General features: G+C 32.3%; 10 protein-coding genes, 2 tRNA genes and 2 rRNA genes. 13 read left to right on the top strand and 1 reads right to left on the bottom strand.

From position 1 onward, the window contains the following. The first annotated feature begins 97 nt into the window (after positions 1 to 97). From ACIJYC_RS00590 to ACIJYC_RS00610, 5 genes are all read left to right on the top strand, one after another. Positions 98 to 1572 (top strand): 16S ribosomal RNA (locus tag ACIJYC_RS00590). Positions 1573 to 1670: 98 nt separating this feature from the next. Further along, a tRNA-Ile gene (locus tag ACIJYC_RS00595) sits at positions 1671 to 1747 on the top strand. Between the two features lie 9 nt (positions 1748 to 1756). Further along, a tRNA-Ala gene (locus tag ACIJYC_RS00600) sits at positions 1757 to 1832 on the top strand. 156 nt (positions 1833 to 1988) lie between these two features. Continuing rightward, a 23S ribosomal RNA gene (locus ACIJYC_RS00605) occupies positions 1989 to 4741 on the top strand. Together the 16S and 23S rRNA genes with 2 tRNA genes alongside form the textbook arrangement of a ribosomal RNA operon. 116 nt (positions 4742 to 4857) lie before the next feature. After that, a complete protein-coding gene (locus ACIJYC_RS00610; RefSeq protein ID WP_435166602.1) occupies positions 4858 to 5709 on the top strand; it encodes an N-acetylneuraminate synthase family protein in 852 nt (283 codons plus the stop codon). Here ACIJYC_RS00610 and ACIJYC_RS00615 read toward each other — a convergent pair. Continuing rightward, positions 5706 to 6455, bottom strand: a complete 750-nt coding sequence (locus tag ACIJYC_RS00615) for a phytanoyl-CoA dioxygenase family protein (RefSeq protein ID WP_435166605.1) — start codon at positions 6453 to 6455, stop codon at positions 5706 to 5708. The two genes, ACIJYC_RS00610 and ACIJYC_RS00615, sit on opposite strands and share 4 nt — an antisense overlap. A gap of 24 nt (positions 6456 to 6479) precedes the next feature. On the opposite strand from ACIJYC_RS00615, the gene ACIJYC_RS00620 reads away from it, so the two are divergent. The 8 genes from ACIJYC_RS00620 to ACIJYC_RS00655 all read left to right on the top strand — a co-directional run bounded on the left by ACIJYC_RS00620 (position 6480) and on the right by ACIJYC_RS00655 (position 14826). Beyond that, positions 6480 to 7157 carry a cytidylyltransferase domain-containing protein gene (locus tag ACIJYC_RS00620; RefSeq protein ID WP_435166608.1) on the top strand — a complete coding sequence of 226 codons (678 nt, stop codon included), beginning with the start codon at positions 6480 to 6482 and terminating at the stop codon, positions 7155 to 7157. Next, positions 7154 to 7348 (top strand): hypothetical protein, encoded by a 195-nt coding sequence (locus ACIJYC_RS00625; RefSeq protein WP_435166611.1) that lies wholly within the window; start codon positions 7154 to 7156, stop codon positions 7346 to 7348. The genes ACIJYC_RS00620 and ACIJYC_RS00625 overlap by 4 nt, the downstream gene beginning before the upstream one ends. Next, on the top strand, positions 7345 to 8349 hold the full coding sequence (locus tag ACIJYC_RS00630) for an aminotransferase class V-fold PLP-dependent enzyme (RefSeq protein WP_435168054.1): 1005 nt from the start codon (positions 7345 to 7347) through the stop codon (positions 8347 to 8349). The genes ACIJYC_RS00625 and ACIJYC_RS00630 overlap by 4 nt, the downstream gene beginning before the upstream one ends. A gap of 30 nt (positions 8350 to 8379) precedes the next feature. After that, a complete protein-coding gene (locus tag ACIJYC_RS00635; protein ID WP_435166615.1) occupies positions 8380 to 9354 on the top strand; it encodes a Gfo/Idh/MocA family oxidoreductase in 975 nt (324 codons plus the stop codon). Positions 9355 to 9370: 16 nt separating this feature from the next. Then, positions 9371 to 10312, top strand: coding sequence for a gfo/Idh/MocA family oxidoreductase (locus tag ACIJYC_RS00640; RefSeq protein ID WP_435166618.1), 942 nt, complete (start codon positions 9371 to 9373; stop codon positions 10310 to 10312). A gap of 415 nt (positions 10313 to 10727) precedes the next feature. Further along, positions 10728 to 11774: a hypothetical protein gene (locus tag ACIJYC_RS00645; RefSeq protein ID WP_435166621.1), complete on the top strand. Its 1047-nt coding sequence runs from the start codon at positions 10728 to 10730 to the stop codon at positions 11772 to 11774. 6 nt (positions 11775 to 11780) lie between these two features. Continuing rightward, entirely contained in the window at positions 11781 to 12917 is a 1137-nt protein-coding gene (locus ACIJYC_RS00650; RefSeq protein ID WP_435166624.1) for a hypothetical protein, read from the top strand. 190 nt (positions 12918 to 13107) lie between these two features. Beyond that, a complete protein-coding gene (locus ACIJYC_RS00655) occupies positions 13108 to 14826 on the top strand; it encodes an ABC transporter ATP-binding protein (RefSeq protein WP_435166626.1) in 1719 nt (572 codons plus the stop codon). Positions 14827 to 14834 lie beyond the last annotated feature (8 nt).

The following is a 14834-nucleotide window of genomic DNA, read 5'->3' on the forward strand; positions in this document are numbered from 1 at the left end:
GTGGACGGTTAAGGTTACCAAAATTTGTCGTACACACTTCAACATTATATAAATTTTATTCTTAGAATTTATATAGAAGCTAGTGTGCGCCGTTTTTAAACTTGAGAGTTTGATCATGGCTCAGAACGTACGCTGGCGGCACGCCTAACACATGCAAGTCGAACGAAGTAGCAATACTTAGTGGCAGACGGGTGAGTAACATGTAGGTATCTGCCCTTTGGCCTGGAATAACACGAGGAAACTTGTGCTAATACCGGATAAGTCTTTACGGAGAAAGCTTTATGCACCATTGGATGAGCCTGCACTTGATTAGTTTGTTGGTGGGGTAATGGCCTACCAAGACTGTGATCAATAGCTGATTTGAGAGGATGATCAGCCACATTGGGACTGAGACACGGCCCAAACTCCTACGGGAGGCAGCAGTGGGGAATCTTGCACAATGGAGGAAACTCTGATGCAGCGATGCCGCGTGAGTGAAGAAGGCCCTTGGGTTGTAAAGCTCTTTCGTCGGGGAAGAAAATGACTGTACCCGAATAAGAAGGTCCGGCTAACTTCGTGCCAGCAGCCGCGGTAATACGAAGGGACCTAGCGTAGTTCGGAATTACTGGGCTTAAAGAGTTCGTAGGTGGTTGAAAAAGTTAGTGGTGAAATCCCAGAGCTTAACTCTGGAACTGCCATTAAAACTTTTCAGCTAGAGTATGATAGAGGAAAGCAGAATTTCTAGTGTAGAGGTGAAATTCGTAGATATTAGAAAGAATACCAATTGCGAAGGCAGCTTTCTGGATCATTACTGACACTGAGGAACGAAAGCATGGGTAGCGAAGAGGATTAGATACCCTCGTAGTCCATGCCGTAAACGATGTGTGTTAGACGTTGGAAATTTATTTTCAGTGTCGCAGGGAAACCGATAAACACACCGCCTGGGGAGTACGACCGCAAGGTTAAAACTCAAATGAATTGACGGGGACCCGCACAAGTAGTGGAGCATGTGGTTTAATTCGAAGATACGCGCAGAACCTTACCAACACTTGACATGTTCGTCGCGACTCTAAGAGATTAGAGTTTTCGGTTCGGCCGGACGAAACACAGGTGCTGCATGGCTGTCGTCAGCTCGTGTCGTGAGATGTTGGGTTAAGTCCCGCAACGAGCGCAACCCTCACTTTTAGTTGCCATCATTAAGTTGGGCACTCTGAAAGAACTGCCAGTGATAAGCTGGAGGAAGGTGGGGATGACGTCAAGTCCTCATGGCCCTTACGTGTTGGGCTACACACGTGCTACAATGGTATCTACAACAGGAAGCAAGACTGCGAAGTTAAGCAAATCCCTAAAAGATACCTCAGTTCGGATTGCACTCTGCAACTCGAGTGCATGAAGCTGGAATTACTAGTAATCGTGGATCAGCGTGCCACGGTGAATGCGTTCCCGGGTCTTGTACACACCGCCCGTCACACCATGGGAGTTGGTTCTACCTTAAGGCAAGGTTTCAAACCCTTGACCACGGTATAGTCAGCGACTGGGGTGAAGTCGTAACAAGGTAGCCGTAGGGGAACCTGCGGCTGGATTACCTCCTTTCTAAGGATGAATGAAAGTAAAATTTCATTCTAAATAATATACATCGGTAATGTTGACCGTCCTCATTTCTCTTCTTAAAGTGATGTTTCCTTCTTGTAGGGCCGGTAGCTCAGTTGGTTAGAGCACACCCTTGATAAGGGTGGGGTCGAAAGTTCGAGTCTTTCTCGGCCCACCATACTTAACTGGGGGATTAGCTCAGCTGGGAGAGCGCCTGATTTGCATTCAGGAGGTCAGCGGTTCGATCCCGCTATCCTCCACCAGGAAACATTTAGTTATAAAAACTGTAAATAAATTTAATAATTAATATCAATATCTATATCCGAACATTAGTAATGTTATTAGCTAATGTTCAAAATAAAAATTTGATCACAACATAGATAATTTTTCTTTTAATAAAGAATTTTTTTCTGTGCATAAATCAAGCGTTTAAGGGCGTGTAGTGGATGCCTTGGCACTGAAAGCCGATGAAGGACGTGATATACTGCGATAAGTTTCGGGGAGCTGTATGTAAGTTTTGATCCGAAAATTTCCGAATGGGGAAACCCACCACTTTATGTGGTACTTTAAACTGAATACATAGGTTTAAAGAGACAACCTGGAGAACTGAAACATCTAAGTAACCAGAGGAAAAGAAATCAATTGAGATTCCGTTAGTAGTGGCGAGCGAACGCGGACTAGGCCAGTAGTTTTGTTAAAAAAATTTGAATAGTTTGGAAATGCTAACCATAGAGGGTGATAGTCCCGTATGAGTAATGTTTAACAAAATTCTTGAGTAAAGCGGGACACGTGAAATCCTGCTCGAATATAGGGGGACCACCCTCTAAGCCTAAATACTCTTCAGTGACCGATAGTGAACTAGTACCGTGAGGGAAAGGTGAAAAGAACCCCTATTAGGGGAGTGAAATAGAACCTGAAACTGCATGCCTACAATCAGTCGAAGCTCTTTTTAGAGTGACGGCGTACCTTTTGTATAATGGGTCAGTGACTTAATTTATTAAGCAAGCTTAAGCCATCTAGGTGTAGGCGCAGCGAAAGCAAGTCTTAATAGGGCGATTAGTTTAATGAATTAGACCCGAAAACGAATGAGCTTACCATGAGCAGGTTGAAAGTTGGGTAACACCAACCGGAGGACCGAACCAGTTGACGTTGAAAAGTCTTTGGATGACTTGTGGTAAGGGGTGAAAGGCCAACCAAATTCGTAGATAGCTGGTTTTCCGCGAAAACTATTTAGGTAGTGCGTTGAATAAATAGATGTTTAGAGGTAGAGCACTAAATGGGCTAGGGGGAAGAGATTCTTACCAAACCTAATAAAACTCCGAATGCTAGACATTGTTCTTCAACAGACAGACTGTGGGTGCTAAGGTCCATGGTCGAGAGGGAAAGAGCCCAGACCACCAGATAAGGTCCCCAAATTATGATTAAGTGTGAAAGGATGTGGAAATTCCTTAACAGCCGGGAGGTTGGCTTAGAAGCAGCCATCCTTTAAAGATAGCGTAACAGCTCACCGGTCTAATAGAGTTTCTGCGCCGAAGATGTAACGGGGCTAAAATCATATACCGAATCTGTGGGTTTATAAAACTTTCGAGTTTTATAAGCGGTAGCGGAACGTTCTGTAAGCCTGTGAAGGGATACCCGTGAGGGATCCTGGAGGTATCAGAAGTGCGAATGCTGACATAAGTAACGATAAAAGAAGTGAAAAACTTCTTCGCCGAAAATCCAAGGGTTTCTGCGCAAGGTTAATCCGCGCAGAGTTAGTCGGCACCTAAGGCGAGGGCGAAAGCCGTAGTCGATGGAAATAAGGTTAATATTCCTTAACCAGATGGTAGTGACGGATCTTGTAAGTTGTGTACTCTTAATGGATTGAGTATGCCGCGAAAAGGTTCCAAGAAATAGCTCCATCATTAGACCGTACCCTAAACCGACACAGGTGGATTAATAGAGTATATTTAGGCGCTTGAGAGAATGATGTTGAAGGAACTCGGCAAAATGCTTCCGTAACTTCGGGATAAGGAAGACCTGTTTTTAGGCAACTAGAGATGGGTGGCACAAGCCAGGGAGAAGCGACTGTTTATCAAAAACACAGGGCTCTGCTAACACGTAAGTGGATGTATAGGGTCTGACGCCTGCCCGGTGCTGGAAGGTTAATGCGGTTGGTGCAAGCTAACTTCTGAAGCCCCAGTAAACGGCGGCCGTAACTATAACGGTCCTAAGGTAGCGAAATTCCTTGTCGGGTAAGTTCCGACCTGCATGAATGGCGTAACGATTTCTCCGCTGTCTCCAACATCAACTCAGTGAAATTGAATTCTCCGTGAAGATGCGGAGTTCGCGTAGTTAGACGGAAAGACCCCGTGCACCTTTACTGCAACTTTACATTGGTATTAGGAAAAACATATTTAGTATAGGAGGGAGACATTGAAGCAAAAGCGTCAGCTTTTGTGGAGTCACCAGTGAAATACCTCTTTTGTTTTTCTTGGTATCTAACTGATTGCCGTCATCCGGCATCAAGACATTGTATGGTGGGTAGTTTGACTGGGGCGGTCGCCTCCCAAATAGTAACGGAGGCGTGCGAAGGTAGGCTCAGAACGGTCAGAAATCGTTCGTAGAGTGCAATGGCATAAGCCTGCCTGACTGTGAGACTGACAAGTCGAGCAGAGACGAAAGTCGGTCATAGTGATCCGGTGGTTCTGAGTGGAAGGGCCATCGCTCAACGGATAAAAGGTACGCCGGGGATAACAGGCTGATACTGCCCAAGAGCTCATATCGACGGCAGTGTTTGGCACCTCGATGTCGGCTCATCACATCCTGGGGCTGGAGCAGGTCCCAAGGGTTTGGCTGTTCGCCAATTAAAGTGGTACGTGAGCTGGGTTCAGAACGTCGTGAGACAGTTCGGTCCCTATCTGCTATGCGTGTAGAAGAATTGAGAGGAGTTGACCCTAGTACGAGAGGACCGGGTTGAACATACCACTGGTGGACCGGTTGTAGCGCCAGCTGCAGTGCCGGGTAGCTAAGTATGGAAGAGATAACTGCTGAAAGCATCTAAGCGGGAAACTCACCTCAAAACTAGTTCTTCCTATAGAGCCGTGGTAGACCACCACGTTGATAGGCTGGATGTGGAAGCGCAGTAATGCGTGCAGCTGACCAGTACTAATAGCTCAATTGGCTTGATTTATGCACTGAAAAAAATTTTTAAAAAAAGTTATTGATATAAAAACACATTGCAAACTATTTTTTCCGAATTAACTTTTTTAATAGGATTTATTTAAAATTAATAAAAACAAAGGCACAATGTTAAAACAAAAGTATAAAAAACCGTTTTTGATTGCAGAGATAGGCATTAATCACAATGGTTCAATTAATACAGCTAAAAAAATTATTGATTTAGCTAAAAAATATAACTTTGATGCTGTTAAGTTCCAGAAAAGAAACCCTGATATATCTGTGCCAATTTTTCAAAAAGATATTATGAGAGAAAGTCCATGGGGTTATATCTCTTACTTAGAATATAAGAAAAAAATTGAGTTTGGTCTTAAGGAATATAAAATTATAGACAAATATTGTAAGAAAAAAAATATATCATGGTTTGCCTCACCATGGGATATTGATAGTGTTAATTTTTTAAAACAATTTAAATGCAAATATAATAAAATTGCATCAGCAATGTTAACAAATTTAAACTTGTTAAAAGCTGTAGCAAAAGAAAGAAAGCATACTTTTGTTTCAGTTGGAATGTCAAAAGAGAAAGATATTGTTAAGGCAATTCAAATTTTTCAAAAATATAAATGTAAATTTACTCTGATGTATAGTGTGTCTTCTTATCCAGCTGATGATGAAGATCTAAACCTACTTTCAATAAGATATTTAAAAAGAAAATACAACTGTGATATCGGATATAGCGGTCATGAAAGAACTGTATCACCAACTATAATGGCATATTTGTTGGGAGCAAGTGTAATTGAAAGACATATAACACTCGATAGAGCTATGTGGGGCACAGATCAAGCTGCATCTTTAGCTGAAGATGGCATAAAAACCTTAACCGAAACAATAAAAAAATCACCATCAATACTAGGTACTGAAAAATTTTTAAAAAAGAAAAAAGAAATGGATTTATTAAAAAAGTTTAAATATTGGAGCTAGTTATAAATTTTATTAATATTTTTTCTTAAGTTTGACTCATATAGAGATAACTTGTTTTTATCAACACGCGAATTTTTAGCCTTGTAACTCACAACAAATCCAACTCTATCTTTACTGGAATTATTTTTTTTACTTCCATGAATAATTTCAGGATGATGCAGAATGCAATCCCCAGGTCTAAGTCTTGGATACTTAATTTTAAATAGAAGTTTAGAAATTAAATTATCTGGTATTTTTTGAGAAGAACCTTTGGCAAAAGATATCACATGTTTGATTGTTCCTAAATTATGTGACCCTTCCAAATACATAATTCCACCGTTATTTTTATTAGCATTTGAACATGCAATCCACACATTTAGTGCCTTAGCGGATATAATGTTCCAATAGAAATTATCTTGGTGGTATGGGCTTGGCATACCCGTCTTTTTGGGTTTTAAAAAAAATTCAATATTTCTGACAATAGGTATATCCTCTAATATTGCTCTTGCTAGATCCTTTAATTTTTTTTTTTTCGTCAAATCAACAATCTCGCCTCTTTTATGAAACTTATTAATGTTATGTATTGTATTGAACTTGCCATTATTTGTTTTATGATACAGGTGTTTTTTTTTAGTTTTTTCAACTTTAATTTTTACTTTTTCTAATTCTATCATTAAGCCTTTAATCTCTTTAGCTGAGAACATATTTCTTACCAAAGTAAATCCATTTTTATTGTATTGACTTTTGTGATAATTTAGAAAATTCATGTTATTATTAATATATTAAATTAAATGAGAATTGCAATAATTATACCTACTCGAAAGGGATCTAAAAGTATAAAGAATAAAAATTTAAGATTACTAAATAATAAGCCATTAGCTGAACACACTTTTATTTCTACTCAAAAAATTAATCTTCAAAAATTTATACTTTCGGATGATAAAAAAATGAAAAAAATTGCAAAAAAATATAATATAATAACTGATTACGTTAGGCCAAGAAAAGTTTCAAAAGACAAATCATCTTTGGTAGATACTTTAGTAGATTTTATTTCTTTTACCGAAAATAATAAACTTTTTAAATTTGATACTTTATTAATTCTTCAAGTGACATCCCCTTTAAGAACAAAAAAAGATATAGAAGATGCAATAAAATATTATAAAAAAAATAAATTTAAAAGCTTATTTAGTGTATCTGATTCACAAGAGCATCCATATGAAAGTATAAATATAAAAAAAAATGGTAAATGGAGCTATAATTTATTAAAAGCAAAAAAATTTTATAGAAGACAAGATTTTGATATAAACTCATATTTCATCAATGGCGCAATATATATGATTGATCTGAAATATTTTAAAAAGTACAAAAAGTTAATCTCAAATAAGCATGGTATTTTTGTAATGAAAAAAATAAACTCAATTGATATAGATGATGAAGAGGACTTAATAATGGCTAGTAAATTGAAATGAAAATAAAGATTAATTGGAGTGGAAAAGCACATAAATTTGACTCAAAAGTAAAAAAATATTTATTAAAAGTTTTAGACTCAGATAATTTAACTCAAGGAAGAGAAAAAGATATTTTTGAAATAAAATTGAGAAAATATCTAAAAAAAAAAATATTTTCTGCACAAGTTCTGCGGCTGCCTCGCTTGAGATAGTTGCCGCATTGTTAAAAATTAGAAAAGGTGACGAAATAATCATACCTGCTCACACATATTGTGCTTCTGCAATTCCATTTGCAAGAAATGGTGCTAAAATAATTTGGGCTGATATTAATCCTAAAACCAGAACGATTGATTTAAATGATGTAAAAAAAAAAATATCAAAAAAAACTAAAGCAATTGTTATAGTTCATCTTTATGGTTATGCAGTAGATGTTAATCAGTTTAAAAAAATAAATAGAGAAATAAAAATAGTTGAAGATTGTGCTCAGTCATTTGGAGCAGAAATAAATAATTCAAAAGCTGGAACGATTGGAGATTTTGGCTGCTTTTCTTTTCATGCCCAAAAAAACATCACAACTCTTGGTGAAGGGGGAGCTATATTTGTAAAAAATGACAAACTTTCAAAGAAAGTTCCAGGTTTAAGGCATAACGGACATTGCAATTACGGTATAAATAGAAAGTATTATTGGAAGCCAGCTATGGGTGATTTAGATATGGATTTAGATAATCGTTGGCCATATAAATTTACACTTTCAGAAATACAGTGTGCTGCTGGCCATCTAATGCTTGATAAACTTGATAAATTAAATGACATAAGAATTAAAAGAGCCAAAAAATTTATAAATAAATTTGAAGGTGAAGTATTTTCATTTAACGGAGATTTTAAAAAAAGGCGGCATGTTTATCACTTATTAAGTGCACATGTAAAACCAACAGCAAAAATAAACAATCACAAGATAATTGAATTAATGTATAAAAAATTTGGGATTAAATGTGCTGTGCAGTATTATCCTCTTTACAGGTATCCTCTATTTAAAAAAATGGGAGTCTCCAATCAGCATTGCCCGAACACAGACGCTTTTTTCGATAATATGATAAGTTTCCCATTTCATGTTTGGATGTCAGAAAAAAACTTTAACTATTTGATTAACTCTCTTGATAAGGTTGTTAGAATGTTAAATGATAAAGAAATAATTTATATTAGAAAATCTTGAATTTAATTTATTACCATTCAAAATTCTTAAATGAAAAATATAATTTTAAAAATCTTAATCATTGGCGCTGGACAGATAGGAAGTAGGCACTTACAGGGAGCTATAAAAAATAAAAATCAACTCTCTATAACTGTAGTTGATACTAGCCAAGCAGCTTTGAAGTTATCAAAAAAAAGAGCAATGGAAATAAAACTAGGAAATTCAAAAACTACTATAACTTATAAAAAAAAAATTCCAAAAAACAAAATTTTTGATATTTGCATAGTATCTACAAATGCAGATAACCGTGCAAAAGTAACTATAGATTTATTAAATTCTTGTGAACTCAATTATTTAGTTTTTGAAAAAGTAGTTTTTCAAAAAAAAGAAGATTTTGAAAATATTAGCAAAATTTTAAAAAAAAAAAGTGTAAATGCTTGGGTTAACTGTCCACGAAGAACATATCAAATTTATCGAAATATCAAAAAAAAAATTGATTTAAATCTACCAGTTAAAATGGAAGTAACAGGATCATCTTGGGGAATGGCATGCAACTCAATTCATTTTATAGATCTTTTTTTATATTTGATTGAAGACTCAAATTTTAGAATAACAAAAAATAATTTTTCTAAAAAAATATTTGAGAGTAAACGTGGAAAAAATTTTTACGAAATAAGTGGCTCAATGAAAGTGGCCAATAGAAAACATTCTTTGTTAATTTCTTGTAAAATAAGAAAAGAAAATTCTCTATATGTAAGAATAAAAAATGGAAATATTGAAAATACACTCGATGAAAATAATAAAATTTTAATTGAAAATAGTAATGGATCAATAAAATCAAAGAGAATAAACGTACCTTATCAAAGTGATTTAACTGGAAAATTAATTGACAGTTTAATTAATAAAAGATGTAAATTAGTATCATATGAAATTTCTGCTAAAAATCATATACCATTACTTAAAACAATTAAATCTCATCTGTCAAAAATTTTAGAAAGGGAATTGAGCGAATGTCCAATAACTTAAAGCAAGAAATAATTATATGTTGTGGTTAATTGGTGCTGGAGAAATGGCTTTAGAATACGCTAAAGTTTTAAATGCTTTAAATATAAAATATATTGTTATTGGTAGAAGTAAAAAATCAGCCAATAGTTTTAATAAATTTATAAAAAAAAAAGTTTTTGTGGGTGGATTGTCAAAATTTTTAAAAACAAAACCTAACATTCCTAGCAAAGTTATTAATAGTGTTAATGTTGAAAAATTGAAATCAACCTCAATCGAGTTATTAAATTATGGTGTTAAAAATATTCTATTAGAGAAACCTGGTGGATGTAACTTTGGGGAAGTTAGAAAATTAAAAAAATTATCTAAAGAAAGAAAGGCCAATATTAAAATTGCTTTTAACCGTAGGTTTTATGCCTCTGTTCTTAAACTTAAACAGTTGATCAAACTTGATGGAGGAGTTCTTAGTTTTACCTTTGATTTTACAGAAAGAACAGATTTATTGGAAAAAGAAAACATAAAAATTAAAGTCTTAGAAAATTGGTTTCTTGCTAATTCAACACACGTTCTTGATTTAGCTTTTTATCTTGGCGGTCAACCAATGAATATAACTCCCTATATTTCTTCCAGGCATAAATGGAACAAATCCCCATCAATTTATAGTGGATCAGGTAAAACAACAAAAGGATCTTTGTTTAGCTATCATGCTAACTGGCAATCTGGAGGTAGATGGTCATTAGAGATGTTAACTTCTGAAGGCAAATATATTTTGAGACCTCTTGAAAAACTTTTCATACAGAAAAGAGGAACTTTTGAAATAAAAGAAATAAAATTAAATAAAAAACTTGAAAAAAAGTTTAAACCAGGTTTTTATTTACAAACAAAGTCATTTATCAAGGGAGAAAATAATAACTTACTTTCATTAGATAAATATATTAAACACTTGAATTTTTATAATAAGATTTCTGGAAACAAAAAATAGGTTATTTAGTTTCCATAAAAAATTTAAAATTAGAAACTTCAAATTTATTAAAATTAATGTAAAAAATTTTTTTACACATAACAGAAAAAGTATTTTATTCAATTTTACTTGTATATTTTAATATAAATTGTAAATTAATATTTTAATGATTATGAATTTTTTAAAAAAAATATTTTCACCAACAATTTTAATTTTGTCTTCAGTATCATTGATATACATATTTTATAGGTCAGAAATAATTTATGAAGGTGATAAAAGGAATTATTACTATAATTTTTATGTTACGTCTTTATCCTTAATTTTTATTTCAATTATAACATTTTATATTAATAAAAAAATTAAAGAGTATTTAATTATTATCTCTTTTAGTTTTTTTGTTTCCTTGTATGCTTTTGAGGGATATTTAAATTTTAAAATGAGCGAAAAATATCATATTTATGAAAAAAACTCAGGAAAAAAATGGGACAAAAGAAAGCCCATTGAAATTTATAGAGACTTAAAAAAAGAAGATAATCAAATAACTATGGCAATTCGTGCAACTTTACATGAGACTAATGATTACTCAATTTTTTCATTAGCAGGTATTTCAAACTCTAAAACAATACTTTGTAATGAAAATGGATATTATTCAATTTATCAAAGTGATAGGTATGGCTTTAATAATCCAGATATAGAATGGGATAGCAAAGAAATAGAATACTTATTGGTTGGCGACTCTGCTGCACATGGCTCATGCGTTAATAGACCCAATGATATTGGATCAGTACTGAGAAATTTATCAAATAATAAATCAGTTATAAATTTAGGATATAGAGGAAATGGACCTTTAACAGAGTATGCCACTTTAAAAGAATACTTAAATCCGAAAGTTAAGAAGGTTTTGTGGGTTTACCATCCAAATGATATTATTGGCTTAACAGTTGAAAAAAATCAAAGAATTTTAAATGACTATCTTAATGATACCGCTTTTACGCAGAATCTTAAATTTAAACAGGATTTAATAAACAAAAACATTGTAAAATTTATAACAAAATATGAAAAAAGGTTAGAAAAAAAGGAAAAAGAATCGAAGATAAAAGAGTTTATTAAATTATATAATTTAAGAATTTTATTTTTTGGAAAAAAAGGAGAAGTTCCAAAAGCACCTATGTCAGATTTTAAAACTGTATTGAGGCAAGCTCAAGAAATAACAAATAAAAATGGTTCAAAATTATATTTTGTTCAACTTCCGAATTATTACCGATATGCATTGTCTGGAGATAAAGATAAAATAATCGATACTTATAATTCTGTAAAAAATGTAGTGGAGCAACTAGGGATACCTTTAATTGATATTCATAAAGAAGTTTTTGAAAAGGAAAAAAATCCATTAGATCTTTTTCCATTAAAGGAATTAAGTCATTACACTGTTGAAGGTTACGAAAAAATTAGCCAAGCAATATATTACAATACTAATGATTAATCCTTTGTGAAACTCCAAAAAATTTTCAAATTTATTAAATTTTTTTTTAATATTAATTTTCGTTTTGATCTTCCTAAAAAAAATAAAATACTACTTTTTGATGAAATTCATGCTGATGCTCTAAAAATAATATTTAAAAAAGATTTCAACATTTTAAAAATAAGAAAAAAAAATATATATTTTTGGATTTATTTAAAACAAATAATTTTTTTTGATTTTAAATTCCAATCCTACTGTATTAATTATATTAAATTTACTTCACCAAATGTTATCATTTGTTTTAACACCTTAAGATTTCAGTTATATCAATTAAAAAATTATTTTAAGGATATAAATTTTATATCTATTTCAAATGGAACCTATTTTGATAACAAGTATGAAGCTAGAAAAAAAACATGGCCAAAAAATCTAAAATGTGATTATTTGTTTATTAATAATAAATTTCATGTTTCAAGATATAAAAAAATCATAAAATCGAACTACCGAATAATAGGTTATTTTAGAAATAATTTAGTAAAAATTAATAAAACAAAACCTAACAAACAATTTTTATATTTATCTACGTTGTACGCTAATCACCTGGGGGTGATTGATCGTCATCCGAATAATTTCCACAAGAAACTATTAAATTTTATTAATTTGTACTTAATTAAATATAATAAGAAAATTCATATACTTCTTAGAAGTTCAAAAGAATATCCAGGGCATGCATTTGAAATTAATTATTATAAAAAAATTTTTAAATCAAATTGTGTATTGCATCGAAGTAATCAATGGAGAAAGAAATATAGGAAATTAGATGATTTTGAAAATATTATATTCACGTTCACAGCAATGGGATACGAGGCAATTGCGAGAAAAAAAAAAGTTGCTGTATTTGCACCCTACAAAACTAAATTTTCTGATTACAAGTATAATGTTAAAACTTATTTTGGTTGGCCTGGACCTGATAAAAAAGGATTTCGTTTCTTTTCTACCAAAAAAATAACTTATAATGAGGTAGAGAGAGTACTAAATAACGTTTATAATTGTAGTCAATCAGATTGGAATAAGAAATATTATAATATTATTAAAGATCAAAGTTATTATGATAGTGACAATAAAGAATTCAGAGATTTTATACTAAAATTGGCCAAAATTTGATGTTATTAGGAAATTAAATACTATTAATAATACAATATAATTAAATTTAATTATTTATAAATGATCAATATTAATAATTTTTGATTTAAAAATATTAAAATGATTTTAACAAAACTTGATGCACATTTTTAGAAAAGTCTTATTTTTATTAACAAACCACCAACGTAGAAGTGCATTTATTTTATTGTTAATGCTAACAACAGTAGCTTTGATTGAGATGATCGGGGTAGCTTCTATATTACCTTTTGTAACAGTTCTTACAAATCCAAGCTTAATTGAAACAAACTTCATTTTAAATAAAATGTTTCAAGTTTCTAGTAGTTTCGGTGTTGAAAATAACTTAGATTTTCTTATAGCTTTAGGCATTCTTGTATTTTCATTTTTGATCGTATCGATAATTTTTAAAGCCTCTACACTCTATTTTCAGATACAATTTGTAGAAACACTTCAACACGATATCAGTAAAAGATTAGTAGAAAGATATTTGAGTCAGCCATATAGTTGGTTCTTGGGTCGTCATAGCGCTGATTTCGCTAAAACTATATTATCAGAAGTAGATAACATATTAGGAAATGTTATTACTCCATTAATAGAATTGATTGCAAAAAGCATGATAACAATTGCAATTTTTACTTTATTAATTTTAGTTGATGTTAAAACCTCCTTAATAGTTAGCTTTTTACTTGGAGGCTCTTATGGACTTATTTATAAATTATCCTCTAGTTATGTTGGTAAATTAGGTAAAGATCGTTTAAACAAAAATAAGCTTTTGTTTACATCAATTAGTGATGCCTTTGGTGCATTAAAAGAAATTAAATTGAGTAATTTAGAACAAGTCTATGTTAAGCGTTTTTCAGACCCAGCTAAAACTATTGCTAAAAACCAGGCGTCTTCAACTATTGTAAGAGAACTACCTCGCTATGCTCTTGAAGCTGTGGCTTTTGGCGGTATAATATTGTTGATACTTTATCTGATGTTTCAGAAAGGAAGTTTTAATAACGCTTTACCAATTGTTAGTTTATATGCATTTGCTGGCTACCGTCTAATGCCAGCATTACAGCAGATATATGCATCTTTTTCTAAATTTGTATTTATTGGTCCTTCACTTAATAAAATATATGATGATTTTAAAAATCTTAAAAAATTTGACCCTAACTATTCGCAAGAAACTTTAGAGTTCAATAAAGTAATTAATTTGAAGAATATACATTATAATTATCCCAACACACCACGGATAGCACTAAAAGATCTTAGTTTAAGTATATCTGCTAATACTACAGTAGGATTTGTTGGTGCTACTGGTAGTGGTAAAACTACAACTGTCGATATAATTCTTGGATTACTTGAAGCTCAAAAAGGCAACTTATATGTGGACGGTAAGATTATAACAAAACAAAATATAAATTCATGGCAACGATACATTGGCTATGTTCCTCAACATATCTTTCTTAGTGACGACACTATAGCAGCAAATATTGCATTTGGCGTGGATTTAGAAAATATTAATCAAGAAAGCGTTGAAAATGCATCAAAAATCGCAAATTTACATGAGTTTGTAACAGAGGAGCTTCCTAAAAAATATCAAACTACTATAGGTGAGCGAGGTGTAAGATTGTCAGGTGGGCAAAGACAACGTATAGGGATTGCTAGAGCTTTATATCATGAACCTAAATTACTCATTTTAGATGAAGCAACTAGTGCTTTGGATAATCAAACTGAAAAAGCAGTGATGGAAGCTGTAAACAATCTTAGCAAATCAATAACAATTATTTTAATTGCTCATCGCTTAAATACTGTAAAAAAGTGTGATAAGATATTCTTATTAGAAAAAGGTCGATTAAAAAACCAAGGAAAATTTGAAGAATTGATTAATAATGATGAAAATTTTCGTATTACTGCTAACAATTAAAAATTAAA

It is taken from the genome of Candidatus Pelagibacter bacterium nBUS_28 (genome assembly GCF_051200915.1).
In the GTDB taxonomy this organism is placed as follows: domain Bacteria; phylum Pseudomonadota; class Alphaproteobacteria; order Pelagibacterales; family Pelagibacteraceae; genus Pelagibacter.